Source organism: Nocardioides sp. (assembly GCF_036274455.1).
GTDB lineage: Bacteria > Actinomycetota > Actinomycetes > Propionibacteriales > Nocardioidaceae > Nocardioides.
In genome coordinates this window covers 23,701-47,257 of sequence record NZ_DASUFR010000096.1, presented here as the reverse complement: position 1 = coordinate 47,257, position 23,557 = coordinate 23,701, and the positions used below count along the sequence as shown (strand labels likewise).

Annotated in this window: 20 protein-coding genes, 1 tRNA gene and 1 pseudogene; 16 read left to right on the top strand and 6 right to left on the bottom strand. The window is 69.7% G+C overall.

Going from position 1 to position 23,557, the window contains the following annotated elements; translation table 11 throughout:
- The first annotated feature begins 521 nt into the window (after nt 1–521).
- Nucleotides 522–1,133 carry a hypothetical protein gene (locus VFV89_RS09560; RefSeq protein ID WP_329705699.1) on the top strand — a complete coding sequence of 204 codons (612 nt, stop codon included), beginning with the start codon at nt 522–524 and terminating at the stop codon, nt 1,131–1,133.
- A 49-nt stretch (nt 1,134–1,182) separates the two neighbouring features.
- On the opposite strand, the gene VFV89_RS09555 is transcribed toward VFV89_RS09560, so the two are convergent.
- On the bottom strand, nt 1,183–1,899 hold the full coding sequence (locus VFV89_RS09555) for a hypothetical protein (RefSeq protein WP_329705698.1): 717 nt from the start codon (nt 1,897–1,899) through the stop codon (nt 1,183–1,185).
- Between the two features lie 125 nt (nt 1,900–2,024).
- On the opposite strand from VFV89_RS09555, the gene VFV89_RS09550 reads away from it, so the two are divergent.
- The 4 genes from VFV89_RS09550 to VFV89_RS09535 all read left to right on the top strand — a co-directional run bounded on the left by VFV89_RS09550 (nt 2,025) and on the right by VFV89_RS09535 (nt 6,705).
- Nucleotides 2,025–2,387, top strand: a complete 363-nt coding sequence (locus tag VFV89_RS09550) for a response regulator (protein ID WP_329705697.1) — start codon at nt 2,025–2,027, stop codon at nt 2,385–2,387.
- On the top strand, nt 2,384–4,114 hold the full coding sequence (locus VFV89_RS09545) for a sensor histidine kinase (RefSeq protein ID WP_329705696.1): 1,731 nt from the start codon (nt 2,384–2,386) through the stop codon (nt 4,112–4,114). The genes VFV89_RS09550 and VFV89_RS09545 overlap by 4 nt, the downstream gene beginning before the upstream one ends.
- Entirely contained in the window at nt 4,105–4,773 is a 669-nt protein-coding gene (locus tag VFV89_RS09540) for a response regulator transcription factor (RefSeq protein WP_329705695.1), read from the top strand. The genes VFV89_RS09545 and VFV89_RS09540 overlap by 10 nt, the downstream gene beginning before the upstream one ends.
- 168 nt (nt 4,774–4,941) lie before the next feature.
- The gene (locus VFV89_RS09535) at nt 4,942–6,705 is read left to right on the top strand and encodes an amylo-alpha-1,6-glucosidase (protein WP_329705694.1); all 1,764 of its coding nucleotides are present in this window, start codon (nt 4,942–4,944) and stop codon (nt 6,703–6,705) included.
- 287 nt (nt 6,706–6,992) lie between these two features.
- On the opposite strand, the gene VFV89_RS09530 is transcribed toward VFV89_RS09535, so the two are convergent.
- Nucleotides 6,993–7,901, bottom strand: a complete 909-nt coding sequence (locus tag VFV89_RS09530; protein ID WP_329705693.1) for an alpha/beta hydrolase — start codon at nt 7,899–7,901, stop codon at nt 6,993–6,995.
- Nucleotides 7,902–7,963: 62 nt separating this feature from the next.
- Here VFV89_RS09530 and VFV89_RS09525 point away from each other — a divergent pair, with 62 nt between their 5' ends.
- The 7 genes from VFV89_RS09525 to VFV89_RS09495 all read left to right on the top strand — a co-directional run bounded on the left by VFV89_RS09525 (nt 7,964) and on the right by VFV89_RS09495 (nt 14,305).
- Complete coding sequence (locus tag VFV89_RS09525; RefSeq protein WP_329705692.1) at nt 7,964–8,518, top strand: TetR/AcrR family transcriptional regulator; 555 nt, start codon at nt 7,964–7,966, stop codon at nt 8,516–8,518.
- 398 nt (nt 8,519–8,916) lie between these two features.
- Nucleotides 8,917–9,261, top strand: a complete 345-nt coding sequence (locus VFV89_RS09520) for a winged helix-turn-helix domain-containing protein (RefSeq protein WP_329705691.1) — start codon at nt 8,917–8,919, stop codon at nt 9,259–9,261.
- On the top strand, nt 9,261–9,548 hold the full coding sequence (locus tag VFV89_RS09515) for a hypothetical protein (RefSeq protein ID WP_329705690.1): 288 nt from the start codon (nt 9,261–9,263) through the stop codon (nt 9,546–9,548). Before VFV89_RS09520 ends, VFV89_RS09515 begins: the two co-directional genes overlap by 1 nt.
- 383 nt (nt 9,549–9,931) lie before the next feature.
- Nucleotides 9,932–10,369 carry a VOC family protein gene (locus tag VFV89_RS09510; protein ID WP_329705689.1) on the top strand — a complete coding sequence of 146 codons (438 nt, stop codon included), beginning with the start codon at nt 9,932–9,934 and terminating at the stop codon, nt 10,367–10,369.
- 143 nt (nt 10,370–10,512) lie between these two features.
- Nucleotides 10,513–10,809, top strand: coding sequence for a DUF4193 family protein (locus VFV89_RS09505; protein WP_329705688.1), 297 nt, complete (start codon nt 10,513–10,515; stop codon nt 10,807–10,809).
- 1,462 nt (nt 10,810–12,271) lie between these two features.
- The gene (locus VFV89_RS09500; RefSeq protein ID WP_329705687.1) at nt 12,272–12,733 is read left to right on the top strand and encodes an SRPBCC family protein; all 462 of its coding nucleotides are present in this window, start codon (nt 12,272–12,274) and stop codon (nt 12,731–12,733) included.
- Between the two features lie 930 nt (nt 12,734–13,663).
- Entirely contained in the window at nt 13,664–14,305 is a 642-nt protein-coding gene (locus tag VFV89_RS09495) for a tyrosine-type recombinase/integrase (RefSeq protein WP_329705686.1), read from the top strand.
- A gap of 69 nt (nt 14,306–14,374) precedes the next feature.
- On the opposite strand, the gene VFV89_RS09490 is transcribed toward VFV89_RS09495, so the two are convergent.
- Entirely contained in the window at nt 14,375–14,866 is a 492-nt protein-coding gene (locus tag VFV89_RS09490; protein WP_329705685.1) for a YajQ family cyclic di-GMP-binding protein, read from the bottom strand.
- 119 nt (nt 14,867–14,985) lie between these two features.
- On the opposite strand from VFV89_RS09490, the gene VFV89_RS09485 reads away from it, so the two are divergent.
- Nucleotides 14,986–15,071 (top strand) — tRNA-Tyr (locus VFV89_RS09485).
- An 18-nt stretch (nt 15,072–15,089) separates the two neighbouring features.
- On the opposite strand, the gene VFV89_RS09480 is transcribed toward VFV89_RS09485, so the two are convergent.
- On the bottom strand, nt 15,090–15,383 hold the full coding sequence (locus VFV89_RS09480; protein WP_329705684.1) for a WhiB family transcriptional regulator: 294 nt from the start codon (nt 15,381–15,383) through the stop codon (nt 15,090–15,092).
- On the bottom strand, nt 15,380–15,523 hold the full coding sequence (locus VFV89_RS09475) for a hypothetical protein (RefSeq protein WP_329705683.1): 144 nt from the start codon (nt 15,521–15,523) through the stop codon (nt 15,380–15,382). The genes VFV89_RS09480 and VFV89_RS09475 overlap by 4 nt, the downstream gene beginning before the upstream one ends.
- Nucleotides 15,524–15,961: 438 nt before the next feature.
- Between VFV89_RS09475 and VFV89_RS09470 the strand changes: the two genes are divergently transcribed.
- From VFV89_RS09470 to VFV89_RS09460, 3 genes and pseudogenes are all read left to right on the top strand, one after another.
- Nucleotides 15,962–18,832 carry an ATP-binding protein gene (locus VFV89_RS09470; protein WP_329705682.1) on the top strand — a complete coding sequence of 957 codons (2,871 nt, stop codon included), beginning with the start codon at nt 15,962–15,964 and terminating at the stop codon, nt 18,830–18,832.
- Between the two features lie 140 nt (nt 18,833–18,972).
- Nucleotides 18,973–19,848 (top strand): AraC family transcriptional regulator, encoded by an 876-nt coding sequence (locus VFV89_RS09465; RefSeq protein ID WP_329705681.1) that lies wholly within the window; start codon nt 18,973–18,975, stop codon nt 19,846–19,848.
- Nucleotides 19,849–19,920: 72 nt separating this feature from the next.
- Nucleotides 19,921–20,119 (top strand): annotated as a pseudogene (locus tag VFV89_RS09460) (MMPL family transporter); the annotation flags it as partial.
- 47 nt (nt 20,120–20,166) lie between these two features.
- On the opposite strand, the gene VFV89_RS09455 reads toward VFV89_RS09460, so the two are convergent.
- Nucleotides 20,167–23,529, bottom strand: coding sequence for a heavy metal translocating P-type ATPase (locus VFV89_RS09455; protein ID WP_329705680.1), 3,363 nt, complete (start codon nt 23,527–23,529; stop codon nt 20,167–20,169).
- Nucleotides 23,530–23,557 lie beyond the last annotated feature (28 nt).

Sequence of the window (23,557 nt, the reverse complement as noted above, 5' to 3'; positions counted from 1 at the left end):
CCCGAACAGATCATCGAGGCGTTGCTGCACTCGGCGGTCTACTGCGGGTTCCCGCGGGCGCTCAACGCGACGTTCACGGCGAAGAAGGTCCTCGCCGAGCGCGGGCTGAGCCTGAATCACAGCGTCTGAGCACCGGTCCAGGACGACAGATGCGGGTCCTTTCGGACCTCTTGCGAACTGGTTGCGGACTGCTGAAGACGTCCCCGATCGCCGCCGAAGCTCCGGCGACAACTGGTGAGCCGTGTGGTGAGCCAAGCTCAAAGAAAGCTCGCCTTGCCGGACACGTTTCGATGCCACCTTTCGCCCATTTGGACGCGCCCCTCGACGCAAGAAGACGTGCGGATCTGCCTGCGGATGTGTCTGGGGACTCGCGATGGGGAATCTGCTCAAGGCGCGTGAACCCCAACAAGGCAGAAGGCCCCTATTGCACCAACGGGGTCGGGGTGGGACATTGCTGTGCACTGACGCCAGAGCGCCTCGGGACGGTTTAGGTGGTTGTGAACTGACCTGAGGAGGCCACCATGCGTCCCTCGTTCCGCACCGCCTCCACGCTCGTCGTTTGCACTGCCGCGCTGGCCGCGACCCCAGCCAGTGCCGCTCCGGCGTCCGCTGGCTCCGGGCCGCCGGAGGTCCAGGTGCATTACAGCGACGCTTACGACACTCTGCTCCCGGACCCAGCCGACCCGACGGGCTCCTTCTGCGACGGGCTCACCAATGTCCCGCTCCACGTCGAAATCGAGGGCTACTTCTCCATCAAGAACCACGGTCCTAACGCGCCGGCACCGTACTTCGCGGACCGGTTCCGCTCGACCTTGGTCTACACCAACCCACAGAGCCAGCTGACCTATACCGTCGTACGGGTCCGGCAGAGCAAGGACCTGAGGATCGTCGACAACGGCGACGGCACTTTGACCCTGACCGGCCTGAACAGCGGCTCACTCTTTGCCTACGGTCCAGATGGGGACCTCCTGGGCCGACAGAACGGCCTGACCCGAGAAACCTTCCTGGTCGACACCCTGGGCACCCCCGACCCGAACGACGACGTGCTGACCCCACTGGGTGATCCGTTCACAGCAGGCCTGACGACAACAACTGACTTCTGCAACGACTTCCTGAGCGCCACCTCCGGGTGAGGAAACCACTCTCCCCACGGTAAGAAACAAGGGCCGCGATGGGTGCGTCCTACCGCCGCCTGCCGGACGCACTCTCATAGCCGATGAGCGTGTTGCGGCCTGGGGTCGAGGCTCGTGCCGCAGTGCGCCACATGACCGCCCCCAGGGCGACGAGGATGACCAGGAAGAGGGCGAAGCCCGCCAGTACGGCGAAGAACGCGGCGTCGGCCACGATGGACAGCAGGTCGCCGAGTCCGATGAGGCCGGCGTCGACGAGGGCGGCCCATCCGATCCAGGGTGGGAAGACCGGCTCGGTCAGGATGGCTGCGGCGAGTCCGGCCAGGTACAGCGCGAGAGCGAGGAACGCCACGAAGAACATGTCCTCGGCGAGGTTCTGCGCGGAGTCGAACACGGCGAGGTACGGGGCTCTCAGATCGGTCGGTGCGCGTTGCCAGCTGTTCGCCAGGTCCTTCATCACCGCGTTGGCGATCACCGCGCCGGCTCCGGTAGCGGCCATGAGCACCAGGAATGGCTGCCCGATTCGGGCCCATTCGCGTCCGGCGCCGGCGAACATCCGTCCTGCAATCGTCAGGGCTCCCAGGGTGAGGAGTACGCCGATCAGGTCGACCAGTCGATCGGCGTCCCAGATCCGGCTGGCGGTGACGACACGGACGGCGTCGCGGGGGTCGCCGCCCCAGTCGGGCTCGAACATGCTCGCGGCGAGTTGTGCGGCCGCGCCGGCGATCGCGGCAGCTGCGCCGAGACGGAGCGGTAGGGCTGTGTTCACGGCAGAGACCGTGCCAGCCGGAGCGACTGGGGTGCGTCGATGACATCCCTGAAGTGAGGCTCAAGAGTCGAAAGATCAGGGATTTCCCTGTCCTCGGGCCGGCTGTCCGGTGGGACGATTCGGGTATGTCGTGGACGGTGCTGATCGTCGACGACCACGCAGGCTTCCGCCGCCTGGCGCGGCGGATGCTCGAGGCCGGTGGGTTCGTCGTCGTCGGGGAGGCGGCCGACGGCGCTGGGGCTCTCGCCGCGGCGGAGGCCCTGCGGCCCGAGCTGGTGCTGCTCGACGTGCTGCTGCCAGACATCGACGGGTTCGCGGTCGCCGAGCGGTTGGCCGATCGCGGCCGCGGGCCAGCGGTGGTGCTCACCTCGAGCCGCGAGGCGGCCGACTACGGAAGACGGCTCGAAAGCAGCCCCGCGACCGGGTTCCTCCACAAGGACGACTTGTCCGGTCCGGCTCTCGCGGGCCTGGTCGGTGAGGGCCCATGAGTCGACGCACGCTCGTGCTGTTGGCCGTGGCCGGAACCGTCGCCACTGCCACGGCGACGCTGCTGGTGCTGTTCGCCCACGGCTTCGAGCCGTATCGGCCCGCGGAAAAGGTCGCCCAGGTGGCGACGGCCGGGGTCTGGATCCTCGCCGGCCTGGTCGCCTGGCAGCGGCGCCCGGAGAACCGGGTGGGACCGGTGATGGTCGTGCTCGGCTTCGGCGAGCTCGCGCACTTCTTCTACTGGGACGCTGCGCTGCCATTCACGATTGCCGAGCTCGTGTCGTTCTTCACCATTCCGATCTCGGTCTACCTGTTCCTTGCGTTCCCGCAAGGCTTTCTGCGCACCCGGTTCCAACGGGCGTTCGTCGCGTCGACGGCTGTCGCGGTCCTGGTTTTCTCGCCGATCTCGCAGCTGTTCTGGGACCCGCAGGGCACCGACTGCCCCGACTGCCCGCGGAACCTGCTGCTGGTCAACGACGACGCGCGAGTCTGGGACATCGTCAGCCGCGTCGGCGACGTCCTGCTCGTCGGCATCCTGCTGACCACCGTGGTGCTGGTGGTCCGGCGGGTACGTCGCGCCAGCGCGCCGGCACGACGCCCGTTCGGCCCGGTGCTCATCGCCGCAGCCGTGTCGGTGGTTCTGCTCGGCGTTGTGGTGGTGATGGACGCGGCCGGCGCGATGACCGAAGGGACCGTGGCGCTGTGGCTGGCAGACGTGGCCTATGCCGCCGTGCCGATCGCGTTCCTGGTCGGCCTGCTCCGCATGCAATGGCATCGCGCCGCGGTGGCAGACTTGGTCGTTCGGCTGGGTAGGGCGACCGATCCGACGCAGCTTCGGGAGGCGATCGGCCGGGCGTTGGATGACCCCTCCCTGGTGCTGGCGTTCTGGCTGCCCGACCAGCAGCGGTTCGTCGACGCCGACGGAGTGGCGGTCGAGGTGGGTCCGCAATGTGGGCGGGCGGTGACCATGCTCGACCACGATGGCCGTCGGGTGGCCGCCCTGGTCCACGATCCCACCCTCGACGACGACCCCGACCTCATCGCGGCGGTGGGCGCCGCGGCCAGCCTGGCCCTGGAGAACTCCCGGCTCCAGGCAGAGCTGCGCGCCCAGCTCGCCGAGGTCCGCGGCTCCCGGGCCCGGATCGTCGCCGCCGGTGACGCCGAACGCCGCCGCCTCGAACGCGACCTCCACGACGGCGCCCAACAGCGACTCCTCGGCGTCCGGCTCGCCCTCCAGCTCGCCCGCGGCCGACTCAACGGCGACGGCCACGCCGTCGACCAGCTGCTCACCGAGGCCGACAGCGAGGTGGTCGGTGCGCTCGCCGAGCTCCGCGCGCTCGCCAGGGGCATCCACCCCGCAATCCTCACCGAGGAAGGACTCAGCGCCGCCGTACATGCGCTCGCCCGACGCTCCCCGGTCCCCGTCGAGGTCAGCTGCTGTCCCGGCCGGATGCCCGCCACTGTGGAGGCCACCGGCTATTTCGTCGCCGCGGAAGCCCTCACCAACCTCACCAAACACGCCCACGCCACCCGCGCGTCGATCGAGATCACCCGCAACAACGGGCGTGTCGCGGTCGTCGTCGCCGACAACGGCGCCGGCGGCGCCGACCCCTCTGGCCCAGGGCTCCGCGGCCTCCGCGATCGCGTCGAAGCCCTCGACGGCACTCTCCGCATCGAAACAGCCGCCTCGGGCGGCACGCGGATCACCGCGGCCATCCCATGCGCGTAGCCCTCGCCGACGACGCCGTGGTGGTCCGCGAGGGACTTGCCCGCCTCTTGGCGGACCACGGTGTGGACGTGGTCGCCCAGGTCGGCACCGGCGACGACCTGGTCCGCGCTGTCGACACAGAGCCGCTCGACGTGGCAGTGGTCGACATCCGGATGCCGCCCACCTACACCGACGAGGGGCTGCGCGCCGCCCGCCAGATCCGAGCCACGCACCCCGATGTCGGTGTCGTGGTGCTCTCGCACTACGTCGAGGTCGAGTACGCACTCAACCTCGTCACCGGGACCTCCGAACGCATCGGTTATCTGCTCAAGGACCGCGTCGCGGACATCACCGATTTCGTCGCCGCCCTGCACCGCGTCGCCGCCGGCGAAACGGTGGTCGAGCCGTCCCTGGTCGAAGAGCTGCTCACCGCTCCCGCGGCCCGGGACCCGATGTCACGTCTCACACGGCGCGAGCGGGAGGTGCTCTCGCTGGTCGCACAGGGCAAGACCGACACCGGCATCGCCAAGGCACTGGTGGTGAGTCGCAAGACCATCGAGGCACACCTCCGCAACATCCTCGGTAAGCTTGACCTCCCTGTCGACGCAGCAGAGAACCGCCGGGTACACGCCGTACTCGCCTTCCTCCAGGCGCAACGAGGATGGGAGGAGCGCCGCTGATCCTGGTCGCCGGCAACAGAGTTCGCGGCGCTGACCCACCGCCTTCTGGACGACCGCGTGGTCGATCGCGGCCGCGGTCCTGGCCTCGATCCCCACTGCTCTGCTCATCGTCCTGGCCCAACGCTACGTCTCCGCCGGCCTGACCGCTGGCGCCGTGAAGGACTGACCGTGACCGCACCTCTCGACCGCCAGGCCCCTATGTCGTCCGGCGAAGCCGCCGAGCCGCTCACCTTCGACATCCGGGAGATCCCGTTCTCCACGCGGGGCTCGTGGATCAACCTGTCGCCGATCGTCGGCCTCCACACGACGGCGGACCAGGTCCACCTGGTCTCCCACGTCAACGGCATGCACCCGGTCTTCCGACTCGGTCTCGAGCGCGACGGTGCGCCATTGGAGGCGCAGTGGTGGACCTGCCCGAGTCATCACGAGTGGCGCACTCCCGACGCTGTGGTCGCGGCCGCCTTCGACGGGCCTCGCACCCTGCGCCTGCGCGGTCGGGGCGCCCAGCTGCGGCTGACCGAGGCGGCGGGCGAGCTGACGCCGTTCACCGGCGGCTACCTGTTCCTCGACCCCGTCGACCAGAGCATGGTGCTCACCTCCTACGAGACCGGCCGGCGCTACTGCGTCCGAATGCTCCGGGGAGAGCTGAGCGGCACCGGCACCGAGGCACTCGGCCGCTCAGAGCGTTCGGTGCTGCTCGGCGACCGAACAGGTGACTGGGAGGCCGAGCTCGTCGAGGCGACCACCGGCGTCCGTCGCGTCGGACCGCGCCGCACCTTCGAGGAGCTCGTCGAGGCGGGCGCCGAAGCGTTCGCGACGTACGCCGCGATGGTGGCGCCGTGGCGCAGCGAGGATCCTGCGACCACCGGGCGTGCGACGTACACCCTGTGGTCCGCCACGGTTGCCCCCGAGGGGATGCTCGGGCGCGAGTCGGTGCTGATGTCGAAGCACTGGATGGACAAGCTCTGGTCCTGGGACAACTGCTTCAACGCCCTGGCGCTGGCCCCGGGGCTCCCGGACCTGGCCCTCGACCAGTTCCTGGCGCCGTTCGACCACCAGGACGAGTGGGGGGCACTGCCGGACTCGATCACCCACTCCGAAGCGCTGTACAACTACGTCAAGCCACCCATCCACGGGTGGGCGTTCGCCCGGCTGCGCCAGGCTTCGCCCAGGGCCCTGAGCCGACCAGAGCTCGAGCTGGTCCACGACCGGCTGTCCCGCTGGAGCGACTACTGGCTCACCTGCCGCAGGGTGCCCGGCCACGTTCTTCCCTACTACCAGCACGGCAACGACAGCGGCTGGGACAACGCCACCACCTTCGACCTCGACCGGGTCGTCGAGGCGCCCGATCTCGCGGCGTTCCTGGCTGTCCAGCTCGACGTGCTGGCCGGGCTCGCACGAGAGCTCGGCCACCGCACGGAGCGGTGGGAGCGCGAGAGCGAGGCGTTGGTCGCCGCCCTCCTCGACCAGCTCTGGACCCCGGAGGGCTTCGTCGCCGTCGGTGCCTCGTCTGGTCGGAGAAGCGGAACGACCAGCCTGCTCACGCTGCTGCCCCTGCTCCTCGGTGATCGGCTCCCGGCCGACGTACGCAGGGTGATGGCCGACAAGGTCCGGGAGCACCTGACCGACCACGGTCTGGCCACGGAGCTGCCCAGCTCACCCCAGTACGAGGAGGACGGCTACTGGCGGGGTCCGGTCTGGGCCCCATCCACCGCCCTGATCGAAGCGGGGCTCCGACGCTCGGGCTATGACGAGCTCGCCGACGAGGTCAGCCGCCGCTTCCGTGCTCTGTGTGAACGCTCCGGGTTCGCGGAGAACTTCGGTGCGCTCACCGGCGCCGGCCTGCGTGACCGGGCCTATACGTGGACCGCCGCCGTCTACCTGACCCTCAGTGCGGCAGCCGTCGGGGCGGCGGGAGGCGATCTGGCCTGATGGCGCTGGTCGTGCCATGCGATCGCGCGTCAGGCGAATGCAGGACCGAGCGGAATCAGGTCTTCGGTCGCCCGCAGCGTCGCATCGGCGACGACGAGCTTCCCCGCTGCGGCGTTCTCTGCGTGTGAGCGATGCGTCATCGACCCGCGTCATACCGCCGCGAGTCGGACGCACTGATCTGCCAATGTGCGTGCGCAGGTTCCGCACAGGGCCTCTACAGGGGTGTGGTCTCCCATCACTCCGTGTTGGAACGGTTCAGCGCGGCGGAACGAGTCAGAACGCGTTCGTCATCCCGCTCGTTCGAACCAGTCAAGCGAGTGGTGGGCGACGGAGGCGGGGGCGTCGTCTGTGATGAAGTGCGCTGCGTCGTCGACGTAGGTGAACTCGAGCCGGTCGGCGTACCGCTCCGGGTTGGAACAGACGCGTCCCATGAGCTCCTCCGTCCAGGGTCGATCGCGGCGGCCCAGAACGATCAGGGTGGGCACCGTGAGCCGCCGGCGTCGGTAGACACCGCGTGCCATGCGGGACGCCTCCGGCAGGATCATGCCGCGGGTGAGGGGGCGCACCGCACCGTCGACCTCGACTCGACTCATCGGAGCAAGGTGAGCGTCGATGGTCTCCTCCGACAACGGGTGGGCCACGTAGCCATCGGAGAAGGTGTTGCGCAGCGAGGCACCGGGGCGGTGCCAGATGAAGGCAGGCAGGTGGCGGAAGCCCGGGAGGGACCTCGGGCTGAATCCCATGAAGAACGGCGGTACGGACAGCTGCACTGCGGTACGCACCCGCTCCGGGTGCTCGTAGGTCAACTGGACTGCAGTGATCGCGCCCATGTCGTGGGAGACGAAGTGAGCGCGCTCGATCCGGAGCGCATCCAGGAGGGCGAGCAGGTCGCGCAGCCGGGTCTCGCGGTTGATGCGCGGACTGTCGGCCTCGGTCCAGCCGGCCCCACGCAGGTCGGGACAGAAGACGCGGTAGCCGTGTGCAGCGATGACCGGCGCTACGGCGTGCCACTGCCACCAGTGCTGGGGAAACCCGTGCAACAGCACCACCGCGTCGCCCGTGCCGATGGTGGCGAGGTGGGTTCGTAGACCGGGAGTCTCGACCACGAGGTGGTCGAAGCCGGGTGCCTCGGGCAGACCCGGCGACCATGCCACGGTGTTGCTGGGCTCGGAACGGCGGGCATCGGGCGTGTCCATGGCGATCCCCTCCCAGCACGGAATACTATGTTCATAGTAGACGCGCGAAAGGGAGGGCGTCCATGGCTCCGGCCACCAGGGACCGCGCGGTCGAGGCTGCTGTCGACCTGGTCGGCGCCGAAGGGGTCCGTGCGTTGACTCACGCACGGGTCGACGAACGCGCAGGCCTGCCCCGCGGCTCGACCTCGAACTGGTTCCGTACCCGGCGAGCACTGCTCAGTGGTGTGCTCGACTGGATCTCCGAACGCGAGCTCGAAGACCTGGCGCCGGTCGCGACTCGGACGTCACAGGGACATGCAGGGCTGATCGAGGGCCTGTGCGCGGTGGCGGAACTGCAGATCGAGCCGTTCGCCGCCCGCACCCGCGCCCGGTACGCACTGTTCCTCGAACTTGCTGGCGACCCCGAGCTGGGGCAGCGACTGAGGGCCCAACACCGCGAGTTCCAGCAGTGGACCGAGCAGACCGTGACCACCGCCGGCATCGCCGACCCGGTGACGACGAGCCGCGCACTCATGGCCCTCATGGACGGACTAATGCTGCACCGCCTCATCCTCGACCCCGGCCTCGACATGCGCGGCGCCATCGAACGGGCAGTGACCGCCCTGGCACAGGCTTGATCAAGTCAAGCCGACCCACTCGAGCAAGTCCGACGCCCACCACGCCGGATCTCCAGTTGAGGCATCTCACCGAAGACGATCTCGGGCGGCTCGCCGCCATACTCCCGACGACGCTGGGCAGGACCCTTCTCCACGACGTACCCCGGCCTGGATCCGGCACGGACCCGCGGGGTAGGCCTGCATCAGGACTACTGAAGGGGAAGGGGCAACTGGCGCCCGGAGTCGTGGGCACTGAGCTTCGGAGTCTTCCGGGACCGCGAACTCCTGCGTCAACTGCGCCCACTGTGATGCGCGCGATCGCGTCGGTGGTAGACCACGCCGCAAGCCGTCGCGAGGCTTCTTGACAGCCTCTACCGACAGGCGTCAGCATTCTCTTACATGTGTCAGGGGAATACGCATTGACGCCGAACTTCCTGGGTGGCGACGAGTTGCTGGAGATGCTGGCCGCGCTGGCCAACCCCATCCGGCTACGGATCCTCGCGCAGCTGGCTGGCGGACGTGACTACGTCAGCCATCTGGCGCGGGAGATCGGTGTCAGCCGTCCTCTTGTCCACATGCACCTGCAACGGCTTGAGGCAGTCGGCCTGGTGACCGGCAGGCTCGAGCTCTCCGAGGACGGCAAGGCCCTGAAGTTCTACGACGTCGAACGGTTCGACCTACACCTGACCGCCGCGACCGTAGCGGCGGCCGTTCGCACCCTGACCAGCGCGGACCCCCAGGTGTCCGCCAAGGAGGACTCGTGATGTATCCGATGGTGGCAATGCAGGCGTTCAGCTGGGCGGACGCCGCCGGATTCGCAGCACTGGCAATGGCGGTCGTGGGCATCGTGGCCTTCGGCGTCCTGGGCTTCGTCCGCATACGGACAGCCAAGATCAAGGCTGGCCAGGAAGACGACCTGCGCCAGCTGGTCCGCCGCTACCAGCACCTGGCCGAGAGCACCGTGGACGCCCAGCAGCGCGCGGCATCCGACATCTCAGAGATGAGGTCGCGGACCGCGTCGATCGAGCAGATCCTGCGCACCGTGGAGTGATGCGACCGCGGCGCGCCGTATGCAACCGTGTCCATTCGCCGCCTGTCGGCGCGCAGGAAGTGGCTTCTGCTGATCGCAGGTGCGCTCGTTCGGGAGCGCGGGCGTCAGGGGGAGTCGTTGGCGTGCCGAGTAGGCCAAGCCCTTCCGATCACGTGAAGCGGGGGTCCCGTCGGCGTCCTTGACTTCAAGTTCGCTTGAGATGTCAGGCTGCAGCAAGACCCGGAAGAACGGTGACGTCATGAGCATGCGCAACGTGTTGGGCTTGTCGACGTGGTCGGCGTCCTCGTCGATGGTTTCGAGCGACCGGGGCGGTCCTCGGGCCAGGTGGTCGACGTGGCGGTGGACCTCTCCAGGCGCCACGCCGCTTGCGGACGGTCCCGATCATGACTGACTTCGCGCTCCACCTCGTCGTCGAGGACGTCCCGGCCGCGGTGGCCTTCTATGAGCGGGCGTTTGGGGCGCAGGTGACTCGCATGCTGCACCTGCCGGACGGATCCATCGCGACTGCCGAGCTGGCTGTTGAGGGGTTGGCGGTAGCGCTGGCCGCGCCTGTGCCAGGGACATCGCTGGCAACACCACGCTCGACGGGGACATCGGTGGCCGCCTACCGGTTCAGCGTCCCGAACGCTGATGCCGCGATGGACCGAGCGGTCTCGGCGGGCGCGATCGTGCATTCGCCGGTGCAGGATGCGTTCTGGGGGGTGCGGACAGGGGAGGTCCTGGACCCCTCGGGACACCGATGGGCATTCGACCAGCGTTTGCGGGAGATTCCGGTGGAGGAGATCGAGGCGCAGCTCGCGGCGATGTTCGACAGCGCCTGACTGCCGGACCGTGTCACTCCGCCGCGAAGGAGGCTACGTGAAGGGGCTACTCCGCGGCGCTCCGTACTCGGAGGAGCCTTGAATGAGGGCCACGGCGCCGGCCGAGGCTAGCCTTCGCACCCTGCGCGGAGAGGAACCTTCATATGGCCACCGACTACGACGCATCCCGCAAGACGGAAGAGGAACAGAAGGAGGAAAGCCTGGAGGCGCGGCGCCTCACCTCGGGCGCGCACGACAAGACCTCGGGGAAGGTGGACGAGGATGAGACCGAACTGGCCGAGTCGTACGAGCTTCCTGGCGCGGATCTTTCTCACGAAAGCCTCGACATCGAGGTGACGCCGCGGCAGGCCGACGAGTTCACCTGCACAGGATGTTTCCTCGTGCAGCACGAATCTCGGCGGACCTCATCGGACGTCGATCTGTGTATCGACTGCGCGTGAGTACGTAGGAGAGTGCATTCCGCCGCGAAAGGCGGCCGCGCTCCTCCGGTCGTGAGCGGACTCAGCACGAGTGTGACCGCCAAGTGCTCCTGTGTACGACTGATCGAGCACCTGTGCCGATACGGGTAGTCCGCAACCGGCGTAGCGTGGACAGGGAAGCCGGTCCAGGCTTCCTCGCAAAGGAGCAGTCATGGCCGACAAATCCCCTCGGCAACACATGTCCAAGAAGGCAGGCAAGTCCCTCAAGGAGAAGCGCGCCGAGAAGCACCTGAAGGCAGACGCCAAGAACAAGAGTCAGATCGTCCCGCCGGGCAAGCATCACTGAAGCCACCACCGCAAGAGCTCCATCGCCCGGGACAAGTCCTCGGCGAGCGCCGCTCAGCCGCACCTCCTAGAGGATCACACCTCGCGGTGAGACCTCGATGCATGCCACCCAGGGGCGTAAAGCGCGACCAGCCGCTCGCCGTGGCGGCACCGCGAACGCCGCGGTCGGCGCTCAGCAACTCGATGACCTGATTGACGAGCGCGTCCTCGTCGACCTGGTCAGGATCCACATAGGTCAGGTCCCGCGCCGCAGACCTGTGAACCACCGAAAGGGCGCCGCCACCAGCTCGATCCGCCCGGCCATGCCGGGATGAGCGGGCCACGTTTCCGCAACGGACCCGCCGATCCCGGGATCGAGGACCGGCGATCAGGGATGATGGAGAAGATGACCACTTCAGCAAGGCGACCACGTCACTTGGCCACGAGCCCCTTCCGGCCCGATCCCGAGCCGACCATCGAGCAGTACGCGATCAACGACCTGGTGTCCCACGACTCCTACGGGATGGGCCGTGTCATTCACGTGGAAGCGACCGCAGTGACAGTCGACTTCCGGCCCCAGACGGTTCGCATCCTGAGCCCTTTCCACAAGATGACACGGATATAAGCGAAGGCGCTCAGACCGGGGTTGAGGCCGGCGACGCTCGCCCGGCTCTGCCCGCGATCCAGATGGTGGAACGCGCGTCTGACCGCAAGTCGGGCGCGGAGTTGTCGACTCGGAGCTCATCACGTGAAGGCGGTCACTTGTGTGCGAGAGCCAATTGGGACCCCTAGGTCGCGCTGCTTGGCTAGCGTGCAGATCCGCCACTCCGGCCGGTCGGGGCTGCCTCTTGCGGTTTACAAGAAGAAGCTCGCGAAGCCCTGTGTGGAGCTTGGACGTGAGACAGCGGCAGATGTCCGCCGGTGATCGGGTCCTGACTGCTCGCATGGTGAGCGCCCGATCAGCCGCGGAGAGAGCGTGTCGCAGCCGACGTCCGAGCGAACTGGTGCCAGATCTCCTAGCTGTGACGCACCTGCCAGGCGACGGGGGCCACCAAACCCCGCGCGGTCGAACCTGATTGCGCGGCTGGATCCGCCGGCGCGATCATGGATGTGCTCGGCGCACAGCCCTACGGCAAGCCGGACGTTTGGAGTGATTTGCATGCCTGAACGTCAACTCTCGGTGCAACGTCGTATGGCTGCGCCCACGGGTTCCGTATGGGCGCTGTTCGCCGACTTTCCGAATCTCGCGAGCCATTGGAGCGGCCTACGGGCAACGAGGGCCGTCGGCAACCAGACCAGCGGCGTGGGTGCTCGCCGCCACGTCGAACTGAAGCCGATCGGCAGCATGGATGAATCCGTCACCACCTGGGAGGAGGGTCGCAGGATCGACACAGAGAATCGTGCGAGCGTGGCGGTGCCGTTCAAACGAGCCGAGTCCACGCTCACGCTCGAGCCTGACGGCGACGGGACGTTGGTCACGTTCGACTACCGATATCTGCCCAGGGGCGGCCCAATCGGCCGATTCACCGGCCCCTTGATCGACAGGATGCTCAGGGCGACCTTCACCGACATGCTGGCCGCCACCGAGGAGGCCGCCCTCGCGAACGGTGGCGAGCGCTGACGGTGTCCTTCGGAACGCACGCTGATGCCGCAGCCCGGGCGAGCCCGACCACGTGCACTCTCCTTATGCCGGTCAACCAATTGCCTGATCCGCGGTTCGGCCGTGCCCAGCTTCCGGACCGCTTTGGATCCGAAATCCGGTGGCCGCGTGACCCACGCGGAGGCACCGTCCGGCTATGACCTGACCCGTCACCAAACGTACGGACGATTCACGGTCCTCCGTAGCATGCGCGCCGCTCGGTTTCGAGTTGTCGTTCGGATCGGGTGCTGAGGTCGACGAGGTGCTACCAGCGTTTCCAGCGGGTCTGCTTGAGGTCTTCGGTCTGGACGCGTTTCGCGAGCTTGAGCAGTTCTCCTCGTACCGAGCTCCACTGCGGGTCGCTTTGGCCGGCACCAGCTTGTCGAGCGACCGGACGACCGAGCGCCACGCGGCGGGCGACTCGGCGACGCGTCGAGCACAGGTCGAGATGTCCTGATCTCGGTCCTGGACTCGGATGACCTCGCGCACCAACTCCCGGACGGCGATCGCGCCAGCGGCGGCCACGCGCCGCTCTTCGTAGGCCGCACGTCGGCACCGCTGTGAGCACCACTTCCGAGGCCGACCGCCCGGCCAGCCCAACCTGAGTGTGGCCAGTATCAGCAAGCGGCCCAACGGGACCTGGCGGGCGCGCTATCGCGACCCGGTGGGCAGGGGCACGCTCCGCACTTCACCCGGAAGGTGCACGCCCAGCGCTGGCTCGACGAGGTGACCACGTCCCTCATCACAGGCGTGTACATCGATCCGGCCGCCGGCAAGGTGACCTTCGGCGACTACTGGCACCGTTGGTCGGCGCGCCAGACCTGGACGAACTCGACGATGGTCACGGCGGAGCTGTCCGCACGGTCCACGACGTTCTGGAACCTGCAGCTGGGTCGCCTGAAGCGGGCCCACGTGGAGGAGTGGGTCAAGGCGATGACGCCGCCGGCCGTCTCACGAGATCAGGGATTGGCATCGTCGGCCATCAGGACCCGCTTCAACTACGTGCACATGGGGTTGGCGGCCGCCGTCCGGGATCGACTGATCGCGGCGAACCCGGCGACCGGCGTCTCGCTGCCGCGGTCACGACGGCGCGACGTCACCATGAACATCCCCACCACATCTCAGGTCCGGCTGGCCATGGACTCGGCGCCGGAGCACTTCAGGTTGTTCGTCGCGCTCTGCGCCTTCGCTGGGCTGCGGCTCGGTGAGGCTGCCGCCCAGGTCGGCGACGTCGACTTCGCGAAGCAGCGCCTCTGTATCCGCCGTCAGGTCCAGGGACAGACGCGCGCCCACCTCGAGGTCGGATTGCCGAAAGTCGGCTCGGAGAGGGACATCGCCATTCCCGAGATGCTGGCCGACCTCGTGACGCGACACATCAACGAGGTCGGCACCTTCGACGACGAGCGGTGGCTGTTCAAGTCAGGCAGTCATCTGCTCACCCGCAACGGCGCCGGACACCAGTGGCGCCAGATCCGCGAGGGGATCGGTATGGAGGAGTTCAGCCTCCGCGACCCACGCCACTCCTATGCGAGCGCGCCCATCGCCACCGGCTGAGCCGGTCGCGGACTCAGTGCGGACTTGTGGTGACCGGTGAGCGGCTGACCTGCGAAAACGCGCGCCCATTCACCGGTAGTTGGTGAACTGCACCGCGAAGTCGTAGTCCTGCGCCCGCACCAGCTGCTGGACGGCCTGCAGGTCGTCGCGCTTCTTGGACGAGACCCGGAGCTCGTCGCCCTGGATCTGTGCCTTGACGCCCTTGGGGCCCTCGTCGCGGATCAGCTTGGAGATCTTCTTGGCGTCCTCGGACGTGATCCCCTCCTTGAGGGTGATCGCGATCTTGCTGACCTGCCCGGACTGGCGGGGCTCGGAGGCGTCGAGCACCTTCAGGCTGACGTTGCGCTTGACCAGCTTCTGCTTGAACACGTCGAGCACGGCGTTGGCGCGGTCGTCTGCCGAGGCGCTGATCTCGATAGCGTGCTCGCCCTGCCACGCGATGGTGGCCCCCGTGCCCTTGAAGTCGAACCGGGTGGCGATCTCGCGCGCCGCCTGTCCCAAGGCGTTGTCGACCTCCTGCCGGTCGATCTTGCTCACGATGTCGAACGACGAGTCAGCCATGCTCTCAGCTCTCCCAACGATGCTGCCTGCGATCCTGCCTGCGATTCGGGCGTGCGCTCCGCGCTGCGCTATTGTTTCGCTCCGTTGTCGACCGGCCAAACCGGGTCCGATGACACCGCGGCAGGTTGCCCGAGCGGCCAATGGGAGCGGACTGTAAATCCGTCGGTGTACACCTACGCAGGTTCGAATCCTGCACCTGCCACCAGGTTCAAGACCGGGGCTTTCATGCAGCCTTCTCCTCCTTGCGGGGTCGGCCCGGCCCGCGCTTGCGTGGGATGACCACTCCGTTCTCGAGCAGCTGTCCGCCCCACACGCCCCAGCTCTCGCCCCGGGCGACCGCGGCCGCCAGGCACTGGTCGATCGCCGGGCAGCTGAGGCAGATGCGCTTTGCGCGTTCGACCTCCTCCGGGCGGATCGAGAACCACAGGTCGGGGTCCTCGCGACAGGGCCACGGGTAAGGACCCAGGCCGGGGCCGACCCCGATCAGGCGGGCGTCCAGGTCGTTCGGCGGCGTCATGTGTCCGCCACCAGTCTGTGATGGGGTCGACGGTGGCGGCGTCCGGTCGGGACCTGGGCGGCCAGACGTGCCTGCGCGGCTTCGCGCAGACGCTGATCGATGCGGGCGAGTGCCGCCATCGTGAAGAGGTCGGGATGCATGGGGATGTCCTCCTGTCAGATCGCCTCCAAGCCTTCGCCGATCCGGGGCCGAGAACATCGGCACGCTGGCGGGTATCACGGCTGTGGAGTGGTGTCTTCCAGGTCTGGCCGACCACGAGTGCGCCCTGCAGCACCGAGCATGGGCCTACGGGAAGCAACGGGGCATCCGCCAGTTGGCCGATGTCGTGGTCGGATCGGCCGGGTTGAGTGCAGACATGGAGGTGCGCATCTCACTCGACCAGTCAGAACCGCCCATCGGCAGACTCACGGTGACCAGTGGGCCGCAGGAGCCGGGACGGACGGAGTCCTCGGTCCCGTTCACGGGATGGCTCGGTCTGCTGCGCGCGCTCTCCGATGCCATCGGCTCCCCGAACGATGGCGGGTCCGGGTCGTAGGGCCGCGACGGGCGGCCCCCTTGACCGACGTAGCATGGCCGGCATGTCCGGCGTGTCCGGGACCTCGCCGGCGGCCACCCTCCGGGGTCGCGACGACGAGGTCGACCGGCTCGGGGCGGCCCTCGACCGCGCCGTGGCCGGTCGTCTGTCCGTGGTCATGATCGAGGGAGAGGCCGGGATCGGCAAGACACGCCTGTTGGCGCACGCGCTGGGGGCTGCGCGCGACCGCGACTGCCAGGTGGGCTCGGCCAAGGCCGAGGAGATGGAGCAGAGTCGGCCGTTCGGCGTCATCGCGGCCGCCTTGGGTTGCGTGCCGGGTGCCGAGGATGGGCGCCGCGCCCGGATCGGGGGCCTCATCTCTGCCCACGACGGCCCTGATCTAGCAGGACCGACGGTGAGCAGTGACCCCGGGCTGCAGTTCCGGGTGGTGGATGCGCTCTGTGACCTGGTCGAGTCGCTGGCGATCGACCGGCCCCTGGTCCTCGGGCTCGACGACCTGCAGTGGGCCGACCCGTCCAGTCTGGTGACCCTGAGCGCGCTGGCCCGGACCGGGCTGGGCCTGCCGGTCGCCCTGATCGGGTGCTGTCGACCCTTCCCACGGTCGCCCGCGATGCTTCGGCTGATGGAGTCGCTGCAGCATGCGGAGCTGCAGCGGATCGAGGTGGGACAGCTCGCTGACCGCGACGTGCGGGACGTGGTCACCGAGCTCGTCGGCGCCACGCCCGGTCCAGGCCTCCTCGCGGTCGTCGCCGGCGCCGCCGGCAACCCGCTGTTCGTCACCGAGCTGCTGAACGCGATCAGGCAGGACGGCAGCCTCCGGACGACGGACGGGCACGCCGAGGTGAACGGGTCGGACCTGCCCCCGTCCTTGCACCTGACCATCCTGGGTCGGCTCCGGTCGCTTCCGGAGGAGGCGATCCAGGTGCTCCGAGCCGGGTCGCTGCTGGGATCGATGTTCTCGATCACCGAGCTGGCGACGATCCTGGATCGGTCGGTCTCCGAGCTCATGCCGGCTGTCGAGGCGGTCATCGCCTCCGGCGTACTCGACGAGCAGGGCGTGCTGCTGCAGTTCCGCCACGACCTGATCCGTGAGGCGGTCTATGCGGACATGCCGTCGAGCCTGCGGCTCGCGCTGCACCGTGAGGCGGCCACCCGCCTGGCCGGCGTGGGCTCGCCGACCACGCGAGTGGCTGACCAGTTCGCCCGCGGTGCGACACGCGGCGACCCCGAGGCGATCGACTGGCTGACCCGAGCGGCGAGGGAGGCGGAGTCGACGTCCCCGGAGACCACCGCGGAGCTGCTGCAGCGTGCTGTCCGGCTGATGGAGCCGAGCGACCCCCGCCGGGACGTGTTGGTGGTCGAGCGAGCAGACACCCTCATGCTGGCCGGTCGGGTGACCGAGGCCGTCGCCTCCTGCGAGTCGCTCCTCGCACGGGGTCATCGGCGCGAGGCCGATGCACCGGCTCGCCTCCGGCTCGGCGCCGCACTCATGGTCAATGGCAGGCCGGCAGAGGCGCTGCGCGCGTTGGACCCGGTCACGCGCTCGGAGATCGGCACCGAGGAGATCCAGGCCCTGGGCCTCTCGGAGGCCAGCTTCGCCAGCCTCTGGCTGGGGGACTTCGACGAGGCGGAGCGAGCGGCCGAGCTAGCCCTGTCGGTGGCCGGTCGGTGCGGCAACCATCGCGCCTCAACGGGGGCGATGGCCACTCGGTCGGTCGTTGCCTGCATGCGTGGGCATCTCTCCGAGGCGATCAAGCTCAGCGACGAGGCAGTCGCACTGGCCGATGACAGCCCCGCTCGCGTGGGCCACGCCTTCCCGGTGTACGCCACCCGGGGGTGGATCCAGATGGAACGGGACGAGCACGAAGCAGCCCGTCGGGCGCTCAGCACCGGCCGACAGATCTGCGAGGAGCTCGGCGTGCGCTGGCCGCTGGCGACGTACCAGGCCTACCTGGCCGTCGAACGCTTCGTCGTCGGGCAGTGGGACGACGCGGTCGCCGAGCTGGAGGCGGGGATCGCGCTCGCGGAGGAGACCGGGGTCACCTACGCGGTGAAGCCCAGCCTCAGCGCTCAGGCGATGATCCGGCTGTACCGAAACGACCTGCCCGGCGCCCGCCGTGCGGTCGAGGCCGCCGAGGCGGTTGCCGACCGGGGATCTCGACTGTTCGACTACCGGGTGCTGCTGGCCCAGGCCCTCCTGCTCGAAGCCGACGGCGGGACCTCGCAGGCCTACACGGCGCTGGCCGACCGGTGGCGGCTGTGCCGCTCGGTCGGCATGGCCATCGACTACCCGGCCGTCGGGCCCGATCTGGTGCGCCTGGCGCGGGCAGCCGGCGACATGGACCTTGCCGTGGAGGTCGCTGCTGCGGTCGACGAGGTCGCCGCGCGCAACCAGGTGCCCTCCATCACCGGCGCTGCGCTGCGCTGCCGCGGGCTGTTGGCCGACGACCTCGATGCCGCGGTCCGGGCAGTCGACGCCTACGCCCAGGGGCATCGGCTGCTGGAGGAGGCACAGACCTGCGAGGAAGCAGCCGGCCTCGCGGCCCGCCGGCAGGACAAGGACCTGGCTCGCACGCTGATGGAGAAGGCGGGCGGCATCTTCAACCGGCTCGACGCGAGCCGAGGTGTCATGCGGGTCGACTCGGCCCTCCGCGCCCTCGGCGTACGTCGCGGCCGGCACGGCGTTCGCCAGCGACCTCAGCAGGGATGGGACAGCCTGACGCCCACCGAGGGCACGGTCGCCCACCTGGTCGCCGAAGGCCTGTCCAACCCCCAGATCGCGGAGCGGCTGTTCGTCTCTCGGCGCACCGTGCAGACGCACGTGGCGCACATCTTCACCAAGCTCGACATCGCCTCCCGCGCGCAGCTTGCCGCGATCGTCACCGAGCATCGCGCCACGAGACTGGCAACGTGAGACTGGCTACGTCGTGACGACGGCCCAGCCGGGGTGACCTCGGGGGCCGGCCTCGGCCGGCTGATCGGATCCGACCGCGATCATCGGGTGCGGGGCGGTCGCGGCCCCGCAGGCTGGAAGCCGAAAGGGAGGACCCTGCCGTGGTTGCCGCACTCAATCTCGCTGTCGACGCCGTCGAGGCGCAGCTCGAGCGCGACCCGTCGGCGCCCGTGGACACGACGGCCGTGGCCGTCGGGCTGGGCACCACCGACTACCACCTGCGCCGGATGTTCTCGTCGTTGGCGGGGATGCCGCTCTCGGACTACGTGCGCCGGCGCCGGATGTCGCTGGCCGCGGCCGACCTGCTCACCGACGGTGCCGACCTGCTGAGCGTCGCCGTGCGCTACGGCTACGGCTCGACCGAGGCGTTCGGCCGGGCGTTCCGCGCCGTGCACGGTGTCGGCCCGGGTGACGTACGCCGCAGCGGGGGTCCGCTACGCACACAACCGCGGATCAGGTTCCACCTGACCGTCGAAGGGAGCGTCCCCATGGACACCCGCATCACCGATCTGCCCGCACTCCGCCTGGTCGGCAACGCCGCCCGCGTGCCGCTGGTCCACGAAGGGGTGAACCCCCACATCGCCGAGCACGTCGCCGCGATCCCGGCCGCGGACACGGCCCGGCTCAAGGAGCTCAACGACGTCGAGCCGCTGGGCGTGCTGGCCGTCAGTGACGACCTCGACCCGGACCGGGCCGAGGGCAGCGAGCTCACCTACCTGCACGGCGTGGCCACCACGTCGGCCGCACCCGATGGGATGGACGTCATCGAGGTGCAGGCCGGCACCTGGGCGGTGTTCCGCACCGTGGGCCCGCACCCCGAGGCGCTCCAGACGGCCTGGGCGGCCACGGCCACGTCGTGGTTCCCGTCCCAGCCGTGGCGGCTGCGCCCGGGACCCGAGATCGTGGCGGTGCAGGCCTACGACGCGGAAGCCGGCACCGCCACCTGCGAGCTCTGGCTGCCCGTGGAGCCGCAGTAGGCGCCCACGGGCGCCGGCGACCTCGAGAGCCCTCACGAGGCACGGAGCGCGTGGGCGACGAGCGCGGCGTACCTGCGCGGCCTGGCCATGGACTACGAGGTCTTCCTCGTCAGCCGGATGCGTGAGGCGCACGTGCACGGCTCCCCGGGCGCGTCGGGCGATCGTGGAGGGGTTCGCCCACAGCGGCCGGGTCGTGGTCGCCGCCGCGGTCATCATGATCGGAGTCCTGGCCGACGCCTTCCTGGTCCGCATGGCGATCGTGCCGGCGGTCGCGCCCGTCTCGTGAGCCCGGGCACCACGGGCGCGGCCCCCCGCCGGTCAACTGCTGGTGTCTGCCGGCGGGGGGCCGGCGGGGGTCCGGGTGTGGAGGACGAACGGCGCGGTGACGACGGTGCCGTCGCTGAGCTCGAACTGTGCCCACAGCCGGTAGGTGCCGGGCCGGTCGAGCCGCAGGTGCAGCTCCAGGTCGGGGCCGAACCGCGTGCCCGGGAGGGCCAGGACCGGCCGGCCCCGGCTGTCGAACGTCTCCGCGTGCCGATGCGCGAACGTCGAGTCGTCGGCGCGCATCACGACCACATGGCCCGCCGCGCCAAGGTAGGGCTGCAGGTCGGTGACTGGACCGGTCACCCGCCCGGCGGTGTCGACCTTCGCGAAGGTCAGCGTGAGGTCGCTGGTGGCACCCACCGTGGCGTCGCCCTCGAGGCGGATGCGTACCCCGTCGCCGGTCCACGAGCGGACCTCCGTGGCGGGCACGGCAACCGGGGCCGGCTGACGGCCGGCGACGGTGACGGTGTGCGCGTCGAGGACGTCGCCCATGTCGCCGTTGCGTCGGAACTCGGTGTGCACCAGGTAGTCGCCGGAGGTCGGGAGGCTCGCCCGGACCGTGTAGACGCCCGGCGTTCCGGTCGGCTCGGGGTGGAGGTGGGCGAAGGTGCCCAGGTCGGTGCGGGTCACGATCATGTGCATCCACACCTGGTGGGTGCGGACCAGGTCGCCGACGAGCTCGCCGGAGTCGGCGTCGCGGACCTCGACGGTCAGCCGGGTGGGCCGGCCGGGCTCGATGGCGTCCGGTGCGACGAGCCGCACGCTCAGCCCGGCCTCGGCGGGGGTGACCGGCGCGATGTCGGCCTCCTCCATCACGCTCATCGCGGGCCGCATCGGCATGCCCATGCCCTCGGACCACGACAGCACGCCGTTCATGCCGCGCTCGGCCTGGTCGGTGCGGCTCGCCCAGGTGAACACCGACCCCAGCGCCAGCGCGACGAGGGCGACGGCCACCAGGTAGGCGGAGTCCGCGACCCGGGCCCGCACCGGGCGGTGGGTGATGTCACGGGCGGTCGTCGGTGCGGCGAACCGGCGCAGCCGCAGGGCGTTGGTGACCACGCTGACCGAGCTCATGGCCATCGCCGCGGAGGCGAGCACGGGGTCGAGCAGCAGGTGGTGCCACGAGTAGAGCGCGCCGGCGGCGACCGGGATGAGCAGGACGTTGTAGGCGAACGCCCAGGCCAGGCCCTGCTTGATCGTCGTGACGGTACGCCGAGACAGGGCGACGGCGGAGACGATGCCGCGCAGGCTGCCGCCGACCAGGGTGATGTCGGAGGCGGCGATGGCGACGTCGGTCCCGGAGCCGATGGCGATGCCGAGGTCGGCGGTGGCCAGGGCGGGGGCGTCGTTGATGCCGTCGCCGACCATGGCGACCACGTGGCCGTCGGCCTGGAGGCCGGCGACCCGGGCGGCCTTGTCGGAGGGCAGGACCTCGGCGATGACGTGCTCGATGCCGACCTGGCGGGCGACGGTGGCCGCGGTGGCGGCGTTGTCCCCGGTCACCATCCACACCTCCAGGCCGAGGGCCTTCAGCTGCGCGACCGCCTCCGCGGCGTCCGGCTTGACGGTGTCGGCGACGGTGACCAGCCCGGCCAGGGCGCCGTCGACGGCGATGTACATCGGGGTGCCGCCGGCGGCCGCCGCCCGCTCCGCGTCGGCCGCGAGCGGGGTGGTGTCGACGTCGAGGCCGGTCATCAGCGCCTGGTTGCCGACTGCGACCCTGGTCGAGGCGACGGTGGCGCTGATGCCGCGTCCGGGTTGGGCGGCGAAGTCCGTCACGGGCTGCAGGGCCAGGCCGCGACCGCGTGCGCCGGCCACGACGGCCTCGCCGACCGGGTGCTCGCTGCCGACCTCGACGGAGGCCACCAGCGCCAGCAGCTCGTCGGCGTCGCGACCACCCGGCAGCGCCTGGACGTGCTCCAGGGTGGGCCGGCCGTGGGTGATGGTGCCGGTCTTGTCGAGGACGACGGCGGTGAGCCGACGCGCGGTCTCGAGGGCCTGTCCGTCGCTGATCAGGATGCCGAGCTCGGCGGCCTTGCCGGTGCCCACCATGACGGCGGTCGGGGTGGCCAACCCCAGGGCGCACGGGCAGGCGATGATGAGGACGGCCACGGTGGTGCCGATGGCCAGGACCAGCCGGTCGCTGCCGGGGCCGAAGGCCATCCAGCCGACGAACGTCGCCAGCGCGGCGAGCAGCACGGCGGGGACGAACCAGGCGGACACCCGGTCGGCCAGCCGCTGCATCGGGGCCTGCGAGCCCTGGGCCTCCTCGACCAGCCGGACGATCTGGGCCAGGGTGCTGTCGGCGCCGACCGCGTCGGCGCGGACCACCAGGGTGCCGGCGCCGTTCGCGGTGGCCCCGATGACCCGGTCGCCGGCCCGCTTGTCGACCGGGACCGACTCACCGGTGAGCATCGACTCGTCGACGGCGGACGAGCCGTCCACGACGGTGCCGTCGACGGGCACGTTCTGGCCGGGCCGGACGCGGACCAGGTCACCGACCGACACCTGTTCCACCGGAACGTCGACCTCGGTGCCGTCGCGGAGCACGCGGGCGGTGGTGGGCGCGAGACCGACCAGGCTCTTGATGGAGGCGGCAGTCCGCTTCTTGGCCTTGAGCTCGAGCCAGCGGCCCATCAGGACCAGCGCGACCACGATGAGCGCGGTCTCGAAGTAGAGGTGGAGCGGAAGACCCCATTTCTGCGACTGGGCGGGCCACAGGGTGACGAAGGCGCTGTAGGCGAAGGCGACCCCGGTGCCCAGCGCGACCAGGGTGTCCATGGTGGTGGCCCGGTGCCTGGCCGCCGCCCAGGCCTGCCAGTAGATGTCGGCCCCGGCCCAGAGCTGGACCCCGGTCGCGACCACCAGGATGAGCGGCATCAGCCAGTCCATGGTGTCGATGTGGAGCGGCAGGTACATGACGCCCATCAGCGCCAGGCCGGTGGTCAGGGCAACCTGCCAGCGACGCTTCAGGTGTGCGATCTCCCGGTCGCGGCGCGCGTCCAGCTCGTCGACCGGATCCGTGCCGACGGCCGGCTCGGGGGTGGGGCCGGCCGCCGGCCGCCCAGCTCGTCCGGCGGGCGTCTGCGGGGTCGGGGTGCGCGGGGTGGCGGTGTAACCAGACTTGTTGACCGCCGCGGTCAGTGACTCCAGGGAGGTGAAGGTCGGGTCGTAGGAGACCGTCGCGGCCTCGTTGGCGAGGTTGACCGAGGCCGCAACCACGCCCTCGACGCGGGTGAGCGTCTTCTCGACCCGCCGCACGCAGGACGCACAGGTCATGCCTCCGATGTCGAGGCTGGTCTCGACGCACTCGGTCGCCTGCGTGGCGCCGGGTGCGGGGGTGGTGGTCGCGGTCATCTCGGCTCCTCGGACCCGTCAGTGCTAT